Genomic DNA, 18,768 nt, shown 5'->3' with positions numbered 1-18,768 from the left:
GCGAGCGGGGTCGTTAGCACTCTGATGTGCCGAGTGCTAACGATACGACCAGCGCACGGCGCGGACAACTACGGGCGCGGGAGAATTTTCGACATCGTCACGACGCCGCGATTCCGTGAGGATCGTCGGCTGCGGCATCGGCGGCGAAAGAGCCGAGTACCGGTCCCTGGACGACCCGATCCCGGCCCTGGGTCTTCGCGGCCAGCAACGCGTCGTCGGCGAGCCGCACGAGCTCATCGGCGCCGGAGGCAGCGGACGTGTCGACCACACCCATGGACACGGTGACCGCCGGCGTCTCCGCCCGGTCACAGGCATCGGCCAGCCGGCCGCGGACCCGATCGAGCGCAACAACTGCTTCCGAGGCGTTCATGCCCGGCAGAACGAACAGGAACTCCTCGCCACCCCAACGTCCGATCCAGTCCTCACCTCGCAGGGCCTCGCGGACCGCTTCGGCGAACATGCGCAGGGCGCGATCGCCGGCGTCGTGACCGTGCCGATCGTTGAGAAGCTCGAAATGGTCGAAGTCGGCCATCGCGATCGACCCCGTCCCGCCGGTCGAGAGCAGCCGACGCAGCCGGTCCTCGGTGGCCCGACGATTCGGCAGCCCCGTCAACGGATCGATCGACGCCTGCATCTCCACCTGCGCGAACGACCGAAGGGTCCCGAGGCGGATCGACACCTGGCTCGCGACCATGCCGAGGAGATCGATCTCTTCCTGCCCCAGCGACTCGCCGACATCGTGGGTCGCGTGGAGCACTCCCATCGACTCGCCCATGAAGCTGATCGGGACGCAGGTCGCGGCCCGGGCGCCGCCCTCGCGGCCGGTCAGGTGGGGGCACGCGTTGATCGCCGCCGAGTCGTCGTACGTCATGGTCCGGCCACGCCGTACCGCAGGACAGGACCGCGTGGAGTCGACCGTGCACCCCGGACCGCCGTGTACCGGATGTACGACCGCCGAGGTGAGTGCGCCGCGTCCAGTGGGGCTGATCAGCATCTCGACCTCGTGGTCGGGGATCAGCTTGGCGAAGGCGCGACCGACCACCAGGTTCGTCTCGCCCTCGGTCTCGGCAGCCTCCAGGCCGTCACTCAGATGCGTCGCCAGTTCCTGGCGCCGCGCCTCGGCCTGGTGGACGAGGTTGGCGTCCGTCAACGCCGCCGACTCCAGCTCCAATCGCTTCCTCAGTGGCCGCAACAACAGGCCGACGAGCAACAGGAGGAACCCGACGGCGGCGACGAAGAGCAGGTGGCTCGCTGTTCGAGCGTCCGCGATGGCACGATCGGCGAGCGCTTCCTCGGCGCGGATCGCAGGTTCCACCCGATCCGCGATCTCGAACGCGATCCCCTCCAGCCGGCTCGCGGCAACGCGTGGTTCCTCGTCGAGAGCGTCAGCGCCCGCTGCACCGGAGCCAGCGAGAAGGTCGACATCGTCGAGGAAAGGGGTCACCTGTGCCGCCAGGCCCTCGCTCCCCGAGAGGAGCCCTCGAACGTCGTCGGGCTGATCGGCGAACGGTGCCAGCTTCGTCCAGCTCTCGCGGAGCGTCGTCGCGTGACGGGCCAGATCGGCCCGCAGGACCAGCGACTCCGGCGCGTCCTCGATCTGGCCGAGTGTCGCGCCCACGGACTGTGCATCGAGGGCCACGGCGGCGGCGATACGAGCGTCCTCGTTGGACGCCTGCACCGCGTCGAGTCCGGACTGTGTCGAGAACCAGACACCCGCGCCGATGAGGACACCGATCACGAGACCGATCTGATAGCCGCGAGCGAACCGCAGGTGCAGGGGCCTCATGCGAGCGCCTCGAAGGTCGCCCCGTCAGCTGCGACGGTACCGACCGGTCCGACGATGACTCGGTCGCGGCCCGCTTCCTTGGCCGCGTAGAGACACTGGTCGGCGAGCCCGATCAGGGTCCCCAGGCCGGTGCCGGCGTTCGTGTCGACAACGCCGATCGACACCGTGAACAGCGGCCCGTCGCCGCGAGCACAGGCGACCGCCAGGTCGGTACGGATACGGTCGAGAATCGAGACGCTCTCGCGAGCCGACATCCCGGGGAGCACGAGCACGAACTCCTCACCGCCCCAGCGTCCGGCGATGTCCTGCTCACGCACCGCTCCCCGCAAGACCTCCGCGAACACCCGAAGCGAGCGATCCCCGACCTCGTGGCCGTACGTGTCGTTGAGTGCCTTGAAGTGGTCGAGGTCGGCGATTGCGACTGCGCCGCTTGTTCGAGTGCCGAGGAACCGGGCGAGGTGGTCTTCGACTGCTCGGCGGTTCGGCAATCCCGTCAGCACATCGGTACCGGCCTGGATTTCGGCCTTCTCGAACGACCGGATCGTACCGAGGCGGACGGCCGCCTGGCCGGCCAGCGCCTCGAGGGCGAACACCTCGAAGTCGTTCGGTGTCCATCCGACCTCACCGGTGACGTGCAGGACACCCATCGAATCGTCGACGAACGCCACCGGCACGCACACCGCAGAGCACGCGCCCTCCGGGCGCCCGGAGAGATGCGGACACGCCCGCAGCCCATCGGAATCGTCGAACACCTGCGTCCGGCCGCGGCGCACCGCGGGGCACGACCAGGGCGACTGGACATCGCACCCCGGGGTCGGCAGCAGCGGGTTGCCGGCCTGAACCGCCAGATGAGCCTTCGACGAATCGGCCAGGAGCATCTCGGCCGGACGCGTCGGCATGAGCCGCGCCAGGGTCCGCTCGACGACCACACGGACACCCTGCTCGTCGTCGACCGCTTCCATGCCCTCGGCCAGGCGCGACGAAACGATCGATCGCATCTGGATCTCGACGCCCTCCTCGGTGGTGCGCCGGTACTCCTCGTTGTCGATCTCGAGTTGGCGCACCAGAGGGCGCCCGAGCACCACCAGCCGCAGGATCGCAGCGGCGAGCGCGAGACCGGCCACCCATCGACCTTGCTGCCGGAGGGTCGCGGTGGTCTCGAACACCGCGTCGGCCCGGGTGTCGGTCCGGGCCTCGTAGACGGGGTCCAGCGCAGCGAGGGCCGAGATCGTCGCCACGACCGACTGCGAACCGACGAGCGCCGAGGCGTCGGGATCGGCGAGAAGCTCGACGGACTCGTCGAGCAGCGCGAGCGCAGAGGCGAAGGCGCGGTCGAACTCCACGACAGTGCCCTCCCACTCGACGGTCGACGCGGCGAGTGCGGGGTCCGTACGTTGCAGCTCTGTCTGGCGACGCGCCACATCGACGACGGCGGAGCCCATCTCGATGCGAAGTCGGTTCCCTTCGGCCGCGTCATCGACACCGGCGAGCAGGGCCAGACGTTCGCTGAGCCGAGCGACCTCGGCCCGCTGGGTCGCGAGTTCGTGCCCGTATCCGACATCGTGGTTCAACGACGAGGTCGCGACCTCGACGAGAACCAGCGTTCCGACCGCCAGTCCGGCAGCGACGAGAAACCCCGCCCGCAGACCGCGACGAAAGCGCACGACCAGGGAAAGGTCTCGTTCGACGAAACGCCGGAGAAGTCGGTTCACTCAGAGGAGATCGGCCAGGGCCGGAAGTCACTTCAGCCGAGACCGACGTCTGTCATGACCAAAGGGGCCGTTCGGCTCAGAGGGCGGGCAGCCGCAACGAGGGGTCGGCGCCCGTGTCGAGGCGCGACGGTCCGTCGGCTCGCAGGCGCCACCACCCCGCCGCGGCGACCATTGCCGCGTTGTCCGTGCACATCGCCCGGCTCGGCAGGAACGCGCGCACACCCTCTCGCTCGGCCGCGGCGGCCATCTTCTCGCGTAGCCGGCTGTTGGCGGCGACCCCGCCGGCGAGACACAACCCCTTGGCGCCGTGTTCTCGAGCGGCCCGCACCGCCTTGGTCACCAGTACATCGGCCACCGCCTCCTGGAACGACGCGGCGACGTCTTCGACCGCCACGTCGGGATGCTTGCGGACATGGTTGACGACCGCGGTCTTCAGGCCACTGAACGAGAAGTTCCATCCGTCGTTGACCATCGCCCGCGGGAACGCGATGGCCTCGGGATCGCCATCGGCACTCAGGCGGTCGATGATCGGGCCACCCGGGTAGCCGAGCTCCATGAACCGAGCGACCTTGTCGAACGCTTCGCCGGCGGCGTCGTCGAGGGTCGAGCCGAGCACTCGATAGCGGAGGTGGTCCTCCATCAGGATCAACATGGTGTGACCACCCGACACCAGCACGATGACCAGTGGCATCTCGAGGTCGGGTTCTTCGAGGAACGCGGCGTAGAGGTGTGCCTCGAGATGGTTGACGGCTACGAACGGAACGTCCCACACGAGCGAGATCGCCTTGGCTGCGGACACCCCCACCAGCAGCGCACCGACGAGGCCCGGACCGTGGGTGGCCGCGACCGCGTCGATGCCGGACGGCGACGTGTCCGCCACGCGGAGGGCCTCCTCGACGACGGGCATGATCGTCTCGACATGGGCGCGGCTGGCGACCTCGGGGACGACGCCACCGAAGCGCGCGTGGATCTCGACCTGGCTCGACACGACGTTCGACCGCACGTCACCGGCCCGAGCGACCACCGCCGCCGCCGTCTCGTCGCAACTCGTCTCGATGCCGAGAATGACGTCACTGCTCATGTCTGCCTGCTCATGTCTGCCTGTTCATGTCTGTCCCTCGGCGGCCAGGTCGCCTGACGACAGATCGGCAAGTCGGCGGGCGACGTCCTCGCTGTCGAGGTCGTGCAACCACATCACGATGCCGTCGTCGATCGGGTCCTGGTAGTACTTGCGCCGCACTCCGGCAGGGCGAAATCCGAAGCGACCGTAGAGGCGCTGCGGGCGGGCCGACCCGGAACGCACCTCGAGCGTCGCCGCAGTGGCCCCGTGGTCGCGGGCCGCAGTGAGCAAGCGCACCAACAGCGCCGTGGCGATGCCCTCGCTCGCCCGGTCCTCGGCGGTGGCGACCGTGGTGATGTGGACCTCGTCGAGCACGTAGAGCAGGCCGGCGTGGCCGACCACGCGAGCACCGTCGAGCGCCACCATGTGCAGTCGTTCGGCGGCCGCCAACTCCTTGCGCCAGGTGGCAGCCGACCAGGGGTTGGGATAGGCGACGGTGTCGATTGCGATGACCGCGTCGATGTCACGGGGGGCCATCCGCGTGTAGTGGATGTCGCTCACGCCATGTCCCACTTCGCCACGGCATCGGGACGACGCAGGTAGAGCGGCTGCACCTCCACCGGTTGCACCGCCCGCTCGAGTCGACTGGTCGCCAACGCGAGAATCGAGTCGGGCGAGGGCACGTGGACGCCGTCGGCATCGATGTGGAGACCGGCCGCCGAGAGGGCCTCGGCATGGACGAGCACGCCGTCGCCCACGACGCGGGTGGGGCCGTCGGAGGGAACCGAGGACGGGGACCCGACCGCAGGTTCGGTGCCGTCGATGCTGCCACCGGGGCTGATCGTGAACGCCGCGTGGAACACCTCGCCCCGCCGGGCGTCGATCGTCACCGTCATGGCGCCACCGGCGCGGTTGGCGTGGGCGATCGCTTCGAGCGAGGAGACTGCCAACATCGGCACGCCGAGCATGTGGGCCATGGCCCGGGCGGTCGTGATGCCCACCCGCAACCCCGTGTAGAGCCCCGGGCCGACGTCGACCGCCACCATCTCGATGTCGGTGACGTGCACGCCCGCCTGGGCGAGGACGAACTCGATCTGCGGGGCGAGCGACTCGGCGTGGCGTCGGGCCCGGGTCGAGTGGGTGGACGCGATCACTCCATCGGCCGTGCCGATCGCGCAGCCCACGCAGGACGTGGCCGACTCGATGGACAACACCAGTGGGGTGGTCACGTCGCCCACTCGCCGGCGGCGGTGCGGAGCAGATCGAGCCTGGCCGTCCACCGCTCCCCGACCGCGGTGAACTCGAGTCGACGCGCATCGTCGTCGTCGCCGAACAAGATGCGCACATCGAGTCGATCGGCCGGGAGGGCGGGAAGGATCACGTCGCCCCATTCGATCAGCGTCACGCCGTCGTCGAGCAACTCGACCAACGCGAGGTCCTCCGCCTCGGCCAACGCCTCGACGCGATAGACGTCGAGATGGTTCACCGTCAGCCGCCCCTGATAGCGGTTGGCCAACGTGAAGGTGGGGCTCGTGATGGGTTCCTGCACCCCGAGGGCTCGACCCATGCCTTGCGTGAACGCGGTTTTCCCGGCGCCGAGGTCGCCCACCAGCACGAGAAGATCTCCGTCGGTGATCAGCGGCGCGATGGCCATCGCGAGGGCCTGGGTGCTCGCGGCGGAGGCCGTGGCGCAGCAGAGGTCGACGGGAGCGTTCACTCCCCGATGCTACCGACCGACTCCCGGACGGCCTGCTCCACCGCGACGACCGCCATCAGCCGCACATCGTCGACATGGGCATCGACCAGCCCGGTCGCCGCGCCGACGAACCCGTCGCCGTCGCTTCGCATGTGCGGCGGGGTGATGGCCCGAGCAAGGCCGTCATGGGCCCCTTCGGCGATCAGGCGGCAGGCGGCCTTGTCGAGCGTCGCGTTGGTGACCACGACACCGATGACCGTGTTCGAGGCCTCGGCCCAGGCCGCCCGATCGGGCCAGTCGTCGAATGTCCCGTCGAGCAGGGCGCGTTCCACCTGACCGTCGGCGACCTCACCGGCGGCGTTGTTCGCCACGATGGCCGTGACCGTGAGCTCGCCGCGTCGCAGGTTCACGATCCCGATCCCGCCCGGGCGGATGTGGTCGGGGCCGCGCCACTTCCCCACGGTCGCGCCGGTACCCGCTCCGACACGGCCTGTCGCCGCGTCGCTGGAGGCGGCGCGCGCGGCCGCGGCGCCGGCGGCCGCATCGGGCCTGACCGAGGCGTCGCCCACGGCGAGATCGAAGAGCGACAGCCCGACCACGATGGGCACACGACCGTGCGGGGTCGGGTGCCCCCGATCCTCGGCTTCGAGCACCGACATCACACCGTCGGCGGCGGCCAGGCCGAAGGCCGAACCACCGCTCAGCACCACCGCATCGACCGTGCCCACCGTTCGCGTGGGTTCGAGCAGGGCGAACTCCCGGCTCGCCGGGGCACCGCCGCGGATCTCGCCCGACGCAATCGTGGCCATGGGGAACCGCACCACCGTGCAACCGGTGCGAGCGGTGGCGTCGGTCCAGTGTCCGACGGTGACTCCTTCGACCGCGATGTCCACGCGGCACACGCTAGTGGTCGCCGCTGCGCCGCGACCCGGCCAGACCTTCGAGCGCCCGGTCGTAGTCCGGCGCCACCACTTCCCACGAGAATCGGCCCATCGATTCGGCCAGTCCTTCGACCGCCACCCGGTGCCGTTCGAGGTCGGCCAGCGTGGCAGCCAGTGCACGGCGAAGGTCGCCCCGCTCGTAGAGGACCGACGCGTGATACGCCGACGGAACGACCTCGGGGTAGGCCACGTCGTGCGGCAGCACGGGCACGGCGCCGGCGCCGACCGCCTCGACCACGGCGATGCCGAAGAACTCGGTGCGGGCGGCCGACACCACGACGTCGGACTCGCCGACAAGCTCCTCGTAGCGCGCACGGGTCTGATGCCCCCGGGCCACGACACGATCGCCCAGTCGGTCCAGCAGCGGGTCGATCACCTCGGCGTGGCCACCCTCGTGGTCGCCGATCACCGCCGCCCTGAACACCACGCCATCGTCGGCGAGCCGGATCATCGCCCGGACCACCGACTCGACGTCCTTGTCGTCGTGCCATCGCTGGTTGCTGAGCACAAGCGGAGGGTCGTGCCGGGAACGCGATGCCGGAAGGTCGACTCCCGGATGACGCACGCGCATGCGCGCCGCCACCCCCGCCAAGAGGTGGGAGTGGTCGTGATCGGGCACGGCCTCGAGGAAGGCCGGCAACGCGCCGAGCAACTCATCTCGATGAAACGCCGAGTTGCACCAGATCTCATCGGCCAGCGTGAGGTTTCGCCAGGTGATCCATGCGAGACCGGCGTCGAGCGGTTCGTCGGGGCGTCGCGGATAGGTGAGCTGATTCTCGTGGAGGTAGAGGACCATCGGCACGCGGGAATGCGTCGTCATCGTGCGCGCCCGCAGGTCACCGAGGTCGATCATGTCGGACACGACCACGACATCGGGCGGGCCGTCCTTCGTCGCGCCGTCGACCAGCGTGGGCGCCAGCGTGGTCGCCGCGCCTCGCATGCGCCACCGCCACGCCTGGGCCGGCAACGTGTGGAGCCGGACCCGGTGCGCCGACGTCGCCGTCCATCCCTCGGCCCAGGCGCGGTGTGATCCCCCGTGAAACGGGTCGACGAGGTCCACGACGAGGTGCATCGACTCGGCCCCGGCTCAGTCGACCGGCCGGAGTTCGGCGAGCAGTGCGGGCAACTGCTCGGCCACCTCCGAGGCAACCAACCCCAGCCCCAATCGAGCACCGGCGAGACCGTGCACATGGGCGGCGATCGTGGCGGCGTCGGGTCCGGCGTGACCTCGGGCCAGCAGGCCCAGGATGGCACCGCCGAGTACGTCGCCGGTGCCCGCCGTCGCCAGCGCGGCGGTGCCCGACGTGACGACGCGAGCCGAGCCATCGGGCGCCGCCACGATGGTGGTCGGACCCTTGCGGGCGACGGTCACGCCGTGTTCGAGAGCGAATGCCTGCGTCGACGAGATCCGGTCCGCTCGGTCGGGGCCGGCGAGCCGATGCCACTCGCCGTCGTGCGGGGTCAGCACCGTGGGTGCCTCCCGAGCCCCGAGCAGCGGAACGAGCTCCGGTTGGAGCGCACCACCGTCGAGCACGAGGGGCCGGTCGACGCGGCACGCGGCCTCGAGCGTCGGTCTGTCGATCGGGCCGAGCCCACACCCGAGCAAGAGCGCCTGAATTCGCTCGTCGACCGATGCGAAGGCCTCGTCGGCCCAGTCCTCTCTGGGCAACGGATGTCCGACCGTCTCGAGTGGCCCCTCGTCGCCGCGTCCGCCGGGCATGGCCATCTGGACAATGCCGGCCCCGCACCGTTGGGCGGCGCGGGCGGCCAGCGCGGCGGCCCCGGTCATCCCCGGTGCGCCACCCACCACCCGCACGCCGGCCTTCCACTTGTGGTCATCGGCCGACCGGCCCGACAGCAGCCGGGTCACGTCGGCATCGTCGACGGCGTGGACCCGCACCTCACCGAGTTCGAGTCCGATGTCGGCCACCACCACCGCACCGGCGAGGCTGCGACCCGGCTCGAGTACCAGGCCCGGTTTGAGTCCACCGAACGTCACCGTGCGATCGGCCGCCATCGGCTCGCCGACGCGCTCGCCGGTCAGGCCGTCGACCCCCGAGGGAATGTCGACGGCGAGCACCGAGGTCCCGGCGAGGACGTCCGGGGCGAGGTAGGGCCGACGCAGGCCGTTGCCGAACGCCGCGTCGATGACCAGATCGGCCGCCGGAAGTACGGCCGGCTGTTCCCCGACCTCGATCTCCCTCACCCGAACCCCACTGTGCCGAAGCCGGCGCGCGGCGGCGCGGCCGTCAGCGCCGTTGTTGCCCGGACCGACCAGCACCACGACGCGACGCCCATAGGTGCCGCCCAGCATCGTCAGCGCTTCGCGAGCGACGGCGCGCCCGGCGCGTTCGATCAACTGGTCGAGTTCGCTGGCCGCTGCGGCATCGACCGCCGCCATCCGGTCCGGCGTGACGATCGGGATCACGACGCCAACGCCACGACGGTCGCCTGCGCGACATGATCGGTGTGGGAGATCGTCAACAGGAACCGTTGCGCTCCCGCCGCGGCCGCGATGTCGACGGCGCCGCCGTGCAGGCGGAGCTCAGGGCGACCGTCGGCGTGTTTCACCACCTCGATGTCGGCCATCGCCATGGCGCCGAGGCCGAGGCCCAGTGACTTGAGCGTGGCCTCCTTGGCTGCGAAACGAGCGGCGAACCGCGCCGTCGGATCGCCGGCCTGTTCGGCATAGGCCCGTTCGTCGGCCCGAAAAAGACGATCGACGATGCCCGGGGTGCGGTGGAGGACCGTGCGGAAGCGGTCGATGTCGACGAGGTCGGTGCCGATGCCGATCATCCGCCGACGCTACTCGTCGGTGCCGACTCGCCAGCGATCGGCCAACGCGTTGATCGGGAGCGTCAAGAGATCGACGACCGGTTGCTGAGCCAGGATGTCTTCGCGGAAGGAGTCCTCGGTCTCGAGCACCGCGTCGCGCAGGGCCGAGTAGCGGTTGCGATACCCCTGCAACACGCCCCGAGAGGCGGCCGGTGAGAGTTCGTCGGCGAAGCGCACCTGGAGAAGGGTCAGGCCGGTCGTGACGTTGTCCTTGAGTTCGGGCACGAACACGAGCGAGCGTCCGTCGCTGCGACCGAGGGCGACGAACACCCGGCGCTCGAGCGCCACCTGGTGCTTCGTGCCCCGCAGGGTCGGGGACCGGTCGGTACGAGACGGGATGCCCTGGCTGATGCCGCCCCGATCGACCACGACGGCGGTGGCCGTGCCATCACCGTTCTCGTTGAGCCCCTCGATGCGATAGCGGGTGTGACCGAGGACCTCGGCGATGGCCGGGTCGAGGTCGGCCAGGGTGCGCAGCGACGCATAGCTGAGGCGATCGCGGGGCGCACCGGCATCGAGGGCGGCGCGGGCCAGGGCCACCTCGAGCAGTGTCTCGTCGGAACGAGAGATGCCCACGGTGACGGTCTTGGCCTGATGCTTGATTGCGTCGATCGGGCGCGTGAGTTCCTCGATGCCAACGGTGAGCGCGGCCGCCAGGTCATCGAGAACGACCGCCGGCGTGCCGACCTTGCCGTACTCGATCTGGTAGGCCTCGAGCGGCGCCGAACGCAAGGCGAACCGCAGCAGCGAAGCGATCTTCACCGCAGTACCGGCCTCGAGGTGGCCGTTGTAGGCGCCACTGCGAAGACCGTCGAAGAAGGTGGAGGCGGTACGTTCGAGCACCGGCTGGAGCGCACTGAGCGCGGCCTCGCCGTCGACGTCGGATCGGGCCGCGATCTGTTCGATCGCACTGCGCGACTCGCGCAACGGCATCGCCTGGGCGTCGATGGCCAGGGCGACCTCGTAGCCGAACAGGTGACCGGCCATGGCCGACAGGATGAACCCCAGCCGGGAGTCGACCGCCGGTACGGGCAACACGGCCAGCGCCGCGTCGAATCGCGACTCGCCCTCGTCGGCGATCACGATCGGGGCCGCCTTGTGGGCCCGGAAGATCGCAACCTCCTTGGCCACGTCGTCGGCGGTCGAACCCGAGAGCCCGGCCGCGCACACGAGAATCAGCGGCTCCGACGACAGATCGATGTGCTTCTTGTCCTCGGTGCTGTCGGCGGCGATGGACTTGTAGCAGAGCTCGGAGAGCTTGATCCGCACTTCGCGTGCGGCGATGCGGTTGGCTCCGTTGCCGACCAGCGCCCAGTAGCGGCGACTCGGCGCGAACTCGCGCGCGGCCTCACCGATGAGCCCGCGACGACTGATCACGGTCTCCATCGCCGTCGGGATCTCCTGGACACCGGCCAGCAGCGAGCGCCGGTCGGCGGCACCCTCGTCGCCGAGGATCTCATCGGCGATCGCGATCGCGATGAGGAGGCCGGCCGCGATCTGGGAGTAGAAGGCCTTCGTCGACGCGACCGACATCTCGACGTCGCGACCATCGGACGTGTAGAGCACGCCATCGGCGCGGTCGGTCAGGTCGCTCCCGCGCCGGTTTACCACCGCGATGACCTTGGCCCCGCGGTTGCGCACGATGTCGACCGTGCGGTTCGTGTCGGTGGTCGTGCCCGACTGGCTGACCGCGACGATGAGCGTATCGCTCATGTCCGAGCGCAGGGAGAAGCCCGACAGCTCGGTGGCCAGGATCGCCTCGGCACTGATCTGCCCTTCCGGCACGAGCACGTCGAGCGCCGCGGCCAGCGACTGGCCGGCCACCGCCGCCGTGCCCTGGCCGATGACGAGGACTCGGGTGATGCTGCCGTCGGCCAGGCCGGCGCGCACCTCGGTGGGAATGATCTCGGGGCCGAGCGAGACGGCGGGACCGTCGGGGCCGGCGACGATCTTGCCCCGCAGCGTCTTGCGGAACGAGGTCGGCGCCTCGCCGATCTCCTTCATCAGATAGTGGGGGTGGTCGCCACGGTCGATGTCGCGGGTGGTGATCTGGGCGACGGCGACATCGTCCTCGGTGACGGGAAGATCGGTGCCGTCGTAGGCCTTGCGCAGGATGCCCTCGAGCGAGCCGGCCTGATTGCCGTCGAGCTCGATGATCTGGCCTCGGCTGGCGTTTGGGTTCTCCGGGTTGCCGGGCGTCTCGCCGTCCATCCGGATGTAGCGGGCCGTCTCCTCGACCACGCCGTAGGGCTCGCTGGCCACGATGTAGGCGTCCTCGGCCAGACCGACGTAGAGGGCCTGGCCACTACCCCGCAGGGCCAGCTGCAAGCGGTCCGGCGCGCTGGCGGTGGACGCGCCGATCGCGACGGATCCCTCGAACGTGGCGACGGTACGCCGGAACGCTTCGGCCGATTCGAGTCCTTCGCCGAGACGGCAGCTCATGAGGCTGGGGATGACCTTGGCGTCGGTGGTGATCGACGGCGTGATCTTCACGCCTTCCTCGGCGATCAGGTCGGCGAAGTTGTCGACGTCGCCGTTGAGCACCCCGACGACATAGGGACCCGCAGCGTCGACGAGCTCGCTGTTGAGGGGGTGGGCGTTCGGCTCGCTGATGATGCCGATCGAGGCCCAGCGGGTGTGGCCGAGCACCAGTGTGCGAGCGGTGTCGTTGGCGAGAGCGGCTCGAAGCAGCTCGTCCTCGGTCAGTGCCCGACGGATGGCGGCCGTGTTGTCACCGAGCTCGCCGATCTCGGCCGCGACCTTGTGCACGACGCTCAGCACACCGTCGACGATTCGCACGCTGCCCGAACCGAAGTTCGGGTCACCGGCGCGGGCGTCGATCGCGGCGCGCACGGCCGGATCATCGAGGTCGAGGGCGTGATCGTGCACGAGCAGGTGCAGACCGGCCGAGTCGCGGCCACGGACCTCGAGGCGGTCGATGGCGCTGAGGGCCTGGTGCACCGAGAGGAACGCTTCCAGTGCACCCGTGCTCCGGATGTCGCCGGCCAGCGTGGCCACGGTCTGCGCGGCACGGAGGCGATCGCGGGTGATGGCCCAGACGCCGTCGCGCACGCGGATCAGTTCGTGGTTGCGGCGCTCGAGTTCGGCGGTGGGCAGCGCCGCGCGAGCTTCCATCGCGATCTCGATGGCCTCGACCTCGGACTGGATCTCGCCACAGTGGTGGCGCAGTGCCGGGGCGACGGACGCGTCGTCGAGCAGCAGGCGCACGCCGGGTACGCCCTGCAGCAACCCGTCGACCGTGGCCAAGGCGTCACCGGTGTCACGAAGCGCATCGGTGATCCGGTCGGCCCCCCGCAACGAGGAGGCCAGACCGAGCAGCGGATCGACGACGTCGACCCCCATGGGTGTCGGTCGGCTCGAGGGACGCCGAACAACGGCGATGATCCCGCACATGGGTGCTACTCCCGATCTCGTTGGCTTCGTACCCGTCGGCCACCGGGCGCAGCCAGTTTAGGTCCGGGGTCGGCGCAGTTGACCCTCACCCGAAGAGGGACTCGACCGCGGCAACGAGCCCGTCCGCTTCCATCTGGGCCTCGGCATCGGTCTCGGCTTCGACCATGACGCGGATCAAGGGCTCGGTCCCCGACGGCCGAATCAGCACCCGACCCCGCCCGGCCATGCGGCCCATCGAGGCCTCGACGAAGGGCGCCAGCACCGAGTCGACGTCGTCCGGGCGCGTGGCGACCCTGACATTTCGCAGGACCTGCGGAAGGCGGGTCATGGATGCCGAGGCGAGATCGCCGAGGGGCCGAGCGGTCCGCGCGACGACATCGATCAGTTGCACGGCGCTCAACACGCCATCGCCGGTCGGGGCCAGATCTCGGAAGATGATGTGCCCGGACTGCTCACCGCCGAGGCTGTAGCCACCGGCGTCGAGGGCCTCCAGCACATGGCGATCGCCCACCTTCGTGTCGATCACGTGGATGCCGGCGGCGGCCATCGATCGACGAAAGCCCAGGTTCGTCATGACGGTGACGACCACGGCCTCGCCGGTGAGCACCCCCCGCTCGTGGCGGTCCCGCGCGCAGATGGCGATGATCTGATCGCCGTCGACGATCCGGCCGCCGCCGTCCACGGCGACCAGTCGGTCGGCGTCGCCGTCGAACGCCACACCCAGATCAGCTCCCTCGGACAGCACCGCCGCACAGAGGCTCTCGGGGTGGGTCGAGCCGCAGTGGTCGTTGATGTTGTGGCCGTCGGGCGACGCGTGGATCACGACCACGTCGGCGCCCAGCCGCCCGAAGACCTCGGCGATGATGGTGGAGGCGGCACCGTTGGCCGCGTCGGCCACGATGCGCAGGCCGCCCAACGTCCGGCCGTCGAGGCTCGCGACCAGCGCAGCCACGTGACGCTCGACCGCGTCGGCATGGCGGTCGTCACCGACCGCGTGGGTCGGCGTGTCGGCGCTCGCCAGCAGCTCGTCGAAACGGGTCTGGATCCGGTCCTGGACGACGTCGCCCAGCTTGGCGCCCCCGGGCGCGAAGAACTTGATGCCGTTGTCGTGCCACGGGTTGTGACTGGCCGACACCATCGCGCCGGCCACGTTCTCGTGGGCACACCAGAGGGCAACGGCCGGCGTCGGCACGATCCCGAGGTCGACGGACCCTCCCCCCGCCGCCTGCACGCCCGCATGCAGCGCAGCCGCGAGGGAGGGACCCGACGCTCTGGTGTCGCGGCCGACGACGAGGCCGTCCGCGCCCAGGACCTCGGCGCCGGCCCGCCCGAGGGCGGCCACCACCGGGGCGGTCAGGGCATCGCGAGCGTCCGCTCGGATGCCATCAGTGCCGAAGCGAAGGCTCACGGCGTCTCCATCGGCCGTCGGGCGGCCGCCGAAAGCACTGCACGGGCAGCACCGTCGACCTAACCGACTAGCGCTTGCTGTACTGCGGAGCCTTGCGGGCCTTCTTGAGGCCGTACTTCTTGGACTCCTTCTTGCGCGGGTCGCGGGTGACGAAGCCGGCCGCACGCAGCGGGGCCCGGTGTTCTTCGTCGAGGGCGATCAGCGAACGGGCGATACCGAGACGCAGCGCGCCGGCCTGGCCGGTCGTACCGCCGCCGTGGATCGTCGCGTCGACGTCGTAGGCCTCGCTCAGCTCGACGATGGCGAGCGGCTGAATGGCGTTCTGACGGTGGGTGCGCGACGGGAAGTAGTCGTCGAGAAGCTTGCCGTTGACCATGACGACACCGGTGCCGGGGCGCAGACGCACACGAGCGACAGCGCGCTTGCGGCGACCAGTGGTTTGGGTGAGGGGAGCAGTCATCGAAAGGTTCCTCTTCAGGCCCGGGGACGCGCGACGGCGTGGGCGATCTCGAGCGGCTGGGGGTTCTGCGCGGCGTGCGGATGGGTGGGACCGGCGTAGACCTTGAGCTTCTTGATCTGGGCTCGGCCGAGTCGGGTCTTCGGGATCATGCCCTTGATGGTGTCCTGCACGGCCTGTTCGGGCTTGCGGGCCATCTTCTGGGCGTAGGTCTCGCTCTTGAGTCCGCCCGGGTAGCCGGAGTGACGATGGACGAGCTTCTTCTCGGCCTTGCCGGCCGTGAGCACGACCTTGTCGGCGTTGATGATGATCACGTGATCGCCGGTGTCGAGGTTGGGCGTGTAGATCGCCTTGTGCTTGCCGCGCAGGATGTTGGCGACTTCGGTCGCGAGCCGGCCGAGGACGAGGCCTTCAGCATCGACGACGTGCCACGAGCGTTCGATCTCGCTGGCCTTGATTGAGGTGGTGGACACAACTGTCTCCGAGACTGGAATCCGACGATTCGGATAGGACCGTTCAAGGCTATGGGCAGCGTCGCCCAACGACAAACGTCGACGGGCGCGAATCGCGATCATTCGTAGAGGGCGTCCCACAGGACGAGTCCGTGTGGTGGTGCCGGACTCGGCGCGATCGACCGATCCATCCCCTGCAGCACGGTGGCCATGTCGCCGACCGCCCGACGCCCGAGGCCGATGGCGATGAACATGCCGACCAGGCTGCGCACCATCTGGTGGGTGTAGGCGTTGGCGGTGATGTCGAAGCGAACCGTGTCCTCGTGGCGCACCCACTCGGCCGAATGGACCCGTCGCAGGAACACCTCGGCGGGGCGCGACTTGTTCCTCTTGCTGAACGCGGTGAAGTCGTGGAGCCCGATGAGATCCACGGCGGCGAGGTTCATCGCCTCGACGTCGAGTGGCGACGGTACGTGCCAGCAGTGGCGCCGACGGAGGGGGTCACCGACCCGGCGGTTCAGCACGGAGTAGCGATAGTGGCGCCCGGTGCAGCTGAGTCGCGCGTCGAAGGTGGGCGGCGCCGTCTCTATCTCGTCGACGGCGATCTCGGGCCCGAGCTTGCGATTGAGGGCTCGACCGAGGGCATGCGCGTCGAAGTGCGACGCGTCGGCGTCGAGGCTGATCACCTGACCGCGGGCGTGTACTCCCCGATCGGTGCGCCCCGCGCAGTTGACCTTGACGGGATGGCGCAGCGACTCGGTGAGCGCGGCCTCGAGCGCGGCCTCGATGGTGTTCGCCTCGGGGTTCTTCGCGAATCCCGAGAACCCCCGGCCGTCGTAGGCGACCCGCATCCGGATCCGCACGAACCCGTCGGGAGGAGGTGGCGGAAGACGCTCGACCATTCAGCCCCGAGGATACGCCCCCACCCGTCCCAAAGGTGTCAGACACCTGTCCCGGCGCAGGGCGGGCGGGACGGGTGTCTGACACCTTTGGGACGGGGACGGCGAACGCCCCGCGAGTGGCGGGGCGTTCGATCAGCGTGCATGGGTGACACCCGGAGGTGCCAGGAATTTCAGACGAACTCGATTCGGGCCATCGGGGCGTTGTCGCCGGACCGATTGTCGAGCTTGATGATGCGCAGGTAGCCGCCCTGACGATCCTCGTAGCGGGGACCGATCTCGTCGAACAGCTTCGACGCCATCTCTCGGTCACCGAGGAACTTCACGACCTGACGATGGTTGTGGACCCCGCCCTTGCGTGCCTTGGTGATCATCTTCTCGGCGATGGGACGAAGGGCCTTCGCCTTCGCCTCGGTGGTGGTGATCCCCTCGGCCGCGATCAACGAGGCGACGAGGTTGGCCATCATCAGCTTCTGATGCTGGGCGCTGCCGCCGAAATTGCGGCTCTTGCGTGGTCGTGCGGGCATGTCAGTCTCGGTTTCTCAGTCTCTATTGCGCAGGGTGAGGCCGCGCTCGTCGAGCTTGGCAATGACCTCGTCGAGGCTCTTCTGACCGAAGTTGGTGATGGCCAACAGGTCGTCTTCGCTCTTGAGCAGCAGCTCGCCCACAGTGTTGACCTGGGCTCGCTTGAGACAGTTGCGAGGACGCTCGGAGAGCTCGAGATCTTCGATGGGCAGGTCCATGTCGGGGCCGCCGGTGGCGACCTGGACGGCTTCCCCGAGCTCGAGGCCCTGGGGTTCGTCGCTCATCTCCTCGACCAGCTGGACGAGGGCCCGAAGGGTGCCGCCGGCCGAGGCCAGCGCATCACGCGGGGTGATCGAACCGTCGGTCTCGATCTCGAGCACGAGGCGGTCGAAGTCGGTGGACTGCTCGACACGGGTGGGCAGCACCTCGAACGACACCCGGCGGACGGGCGAGTAGATCGAGTCGACCGGGATCACACCGATGGTGGTGCTGGTGTTGTTTCGGTCCGCCGACACGTAGCCACGACCGGTCTGCACCGTGATGTCGATGGCGAGGCGGCCCTTGGCGTTGATGTTGGCCAGCGGCAGTTCGCCGTTGAGCACCTCGACGTCGGGGTGGGGTTGGATGTCGGCGGCGGTCACCTCGGCCGGGCCACGCGAGTCGAGCCGCAGGGTGACGGGCTCCTCGCTGTGCACCGCAAGGACGAGGTCCTTGAGGTTCAAGATGATGTCGGTGACGTCCTCCGCGACACCGGTGATGGTGTCGAACTCGTGGAGGGCGTCGTCGAAACGCACCTGGGTGACCGCGGCGCCGGGAATCGACGACAACAGGGTGCGTCGAATCGAGTTACCGATCGTGTGACCGAAGCCGGGCTCGAGTGGGCCGATGGCAAACCGCTGAAGGTTGCCTTCCGCTTCATCGATCGCTTCGACGGTGGGACGCTGAATGACGAGCATCGTGAACCTCGGCTACTTCGAGTACAGCTCGACGATGAGCTGTTCGCGGACGGGAATATCGATCTGTTCACGGATGGGGAGTTCCCGCACCGTGACTTGGAAGTCTTCGCCGGTTTCGAGCCACGCCGGCGGCGTGCGGTCGAGCACATCGGAGTTCCACTGGACGACGGTGAAGTCACGCGCCTTGGTGCGGAGCTCGATCACGTCGTCCTTGCGGACGCGGTAGCTGGGAATTGTTACCCGGCGACCGTTCACGTTGATGTGCCCGTGGTTGACGAACTGACGCGACTGGGGACGAGTGGCCCCCCAGCCGGCGCGGTACACCACGTTGTCGAGACGGAGCTCGAGGAAGCGGAGCATGTTCTCGCCGGTGACGCCCTGGCGGCGACTGGCCTCGGCGAAGAGGTTGCGGAACTGACGCTCCGTGAGTCCGTAGGTGAAGCGGGCCTTCTGCTTCTCCTGGAGCTGCAGGAGGTATTCCGACACCGATCCACGGCGACGCGAACGGCCGTGCTCGCCGGGCGGGTACGGGCGCTTGTCGAGCGCGACGGTCTCGCCCTTGGTGCCCCAGATGTTGGTGCCGAGGCGACGCGAGACGCGCGCCTTGGGTCCGGTGTAGCGAGACAT

General features: G+C 69.3%; 18 protein-coding genes. All 18 read right to left on the bottom strand.

Annotation, left to right across the window (positions count from 1 at the left end):
* Positions 1–97: 97 nt before the first annotated feature.
* Entirely contained in the window at positions 98–1,786 is a 1,689-nt protein-coding gene (locus tag RIB98_15725) for a sensor domain-containing diguanylate cyclase (protein ID MEQ8842433.1), read from the bottom strand.
* Positions 1,783–3,498 carry a sensor domain-containing diguanylate cyclase gene (locus RIB98_15720; protein ID MEQ8842432.1) on the bottom strand — a complete coding sequence of 572 codons (1,716 nt, stop codon included), beginning with the start codon at positions 3,496–3,498 and terminating at the stop codon, positions 1,783–1,785. The genes RIB98_15725 and RIB98_15720 overlap by 4 nt, the downstream gene beginning before the upstream one ends.
* A 76-nt stretch (positions 3,499–3,574) precedes the next feature.
* Positions 3,575–4,579: a tRNA (adenosine(37)-N6)-threonylcarbamoyltransferase complex transferase subunit TsaD gene (gene tsaD / locus RIB98_15715; protein MEQ8842431.1), complete on the bottom strand. Its 1,005-nt coding sequence runs from the start codon at positions 4,577–4,579 to the stop codon at positions 3,575–3,577.
* A gap of 24 nt (positions 4,580–4,603) precedes the next feature.
* Complete coding sequence (gene rimI / locus RIB98_15710) at positions 4,604–5,119, bottom strand: ribosomal protein S18-alanine N-acetyltransferase (GenBank protein ID MEQ8842430.1); 516 nt, start codon at positions 5,117–5,119, stop codon at positions 4,604–4,606.
* A complete protein-coding gene (gene tsaB / locus RIB98_15705) occupies positions 5,116–5,787 on the bottom strand; it encodes a tRNA (adenosine(37)-N6)-threonylcarbamoyltransferase complex dimerization subunit type 1 TsaB (protein ID MEQ8842429.1) in 672 nt (223 codons plus the stop codon). Before tsaB ends, rimI begins: the two co-directional genes overlap by 4 nt.
* The gene (gene tsaE / locus RIB98_15700; GenBank protein ID MEQ8842428.1) at positions 5,784–6,275 is read right to left on the bottom strand and encodes a tRNA (adenosine(37)-N6)-threonylcarbamoyltransferase complex ATPase subunit type 1 TsaE; all 492 of its coding nucleotides are present in this window, start codon (positions 6,273–6,275) and stop codon (positions 5,784–5,786) included. Before tsaE ends, tsaB begins: the two co-directional genes overlap by 4 nt.
* On the bottom strand, positions 6,272–7,147 hold the full coding sequence (locus RIB98_15695; protein ID MEQ8842427.1) for a P1 family peptidase: 876 nt from the start codon (positions 7,145–7,147) through the stop codon (positions 6,272–6,274). Before RIB98_15695 ends, tsaE begins: the two co-directional genes overlap by 4 nt.
* A 10-nt stretch (positions 7,148–7,157) precedes the next feature.
* Positions 7,158–8,267, bottom strand: a complete 1,110-nt coding sequence (locus RIB98_15690) for a DUF3524 domain-containing protein (protein MEQ8842426.1) — start codon at positions 8,265–8,267, stop codon at positions 7,158–7,160.
* A gap of 15 nt (positions 8,268–8,282) precedes the next feature.
* Positions 8,283–9,623: an NAD(P)H-hydrate dehydratase gene (locus tag RIB98_15685; protein MEQ8842425.1), complete on the bottom strand. Its 1,341-nt coding sequence runs from the start codon at positions 9,621–9,623 to the stop codon at positions 8,283–8,285.
* Positions 9,620–9,991, bottom strand: coding sequence for a holo-ACP synthase (gene acpS, locus RIB98_15680; GenBank protein MEQ8842424.1), 372 nt, complete (start codon positions 9,989–9,991; stop codon positions 9,620–9,622). Before acpS ends, RIB98_15685 begins: the two co-directional genes overlap by 4 nt.
* A 9-nt stretch (positions 9,992–10,000) precedes the next feature.
* Entirely contained in the window at positions 10,001–13,393 is a 3,393-nt protein-coding gene (locus RIB98_15675) for an SIS domain-containing protein (protein ID MEQ8842423.1), read from the bottom strand.
* Positions 13,394–13,529: 136 nt separating this feature from the next.
* Positions 13,530–14,852 carry a phosphoglucosamine mutase gene (glmM, locus tag RIB98_15670; GenBank protein ID MEQ8842422.1) on the bottom strand — a complete coding sequence of 441 codons (1,323 nt, stop codon included), beginning with the start codon at positions 14,850–14,852 and terminating at the stop codon, positions 13,530–13,532.
* A 67-nt stretch (positions 14,853–14,919) separates the two neighbouring features.
* The gene (rpsI, locus tag RIB98_15665; GenBank protein MEQ8842421.1) at positions 14,920–15,312 is read right to left on the bottom strand and encodes a 30S ribosomal protein S9; all 393 of its coding nucleotides are present in this window, start codon (positions 15,310–15,312) and stop codon (positions 14,920–14,922) included.
* Positions 15,313–15,326: 14 nt separating this feature from the next.
* The gene (gene rplM / locus RIB98_15660; protein MEQ8842420.1) at positions 15,327–15,782 is read right to left on the bottom strand and encodes a 50S ribosomal protein L13; all 456 of its coding nucleotides are present in this window, start codon (positions 15,780–15,782) and stop codon (positions 15,327–15,329) included.
* A 98-nt stretch (positions 15,783–15,880) separates the two neighbouring features.
* Positions 15,881–16,663, bottom strand: a complete 783-nt coding sequence (gene truA, locus RIB98_15655) for a tRNA pseudouridine(38-40) synthase TruA (protein ID MEQ8842419.1) — start codon at positions 16,661–16,663, stop codon at positions 15,881–15,883.
* Between the two features lie 170 nt (positions 16,664–16,833).
* Positions 16,834–17,187 (bottom strand): 50S ribosomal protein L17, encoded by a 354-nt coding sequence (rplQ, locus tag RIB98_15650; GenBank protein MEQ8842418.1) that lies wholly within the window; start codon positions 17,185–17,187, stop codon positions 16,834–16,836.
* A gap of 15 nt (positions 17,188–17,202) precedes the next feature.
* On the bottom strand, positions 17,203–18,141 hold the full coding sequence (locus RIB98_15645; protein ID MEQ8842417.1) for a DNA-directed RNA polymerase subunit alpha: 939 nt from the start codon (positions 18,139–18,141) through the stop codon (positions 17,203–17,205).
* 12 nt (positions 18,142–18,153) lie between these two features.
* Positions 18,154–18,768, bottom strand: a complete 615-nt coding sequence (rpsD, locus tag RIB98_15640; protein MEQ8842416.1) for a 30S ribosomal protein S4 — start codon at positions 18,766–18,768, stop codon at positions 18,154–18,156.

This window comes from Acidimicrobiales bacterium (assembly GCA_040219515.1).
Taxonomy (GTDB): Bacteria; Actinomycetota; Acidimicrobiia; order Acidimicrobiales; family Aldehydirespiratoraceae; genus JAJRXC01.
Note: the sequence above shows the minus strand (reverse complement) of the source record. Positions and strands in the feature narration are given on the sequence as shown.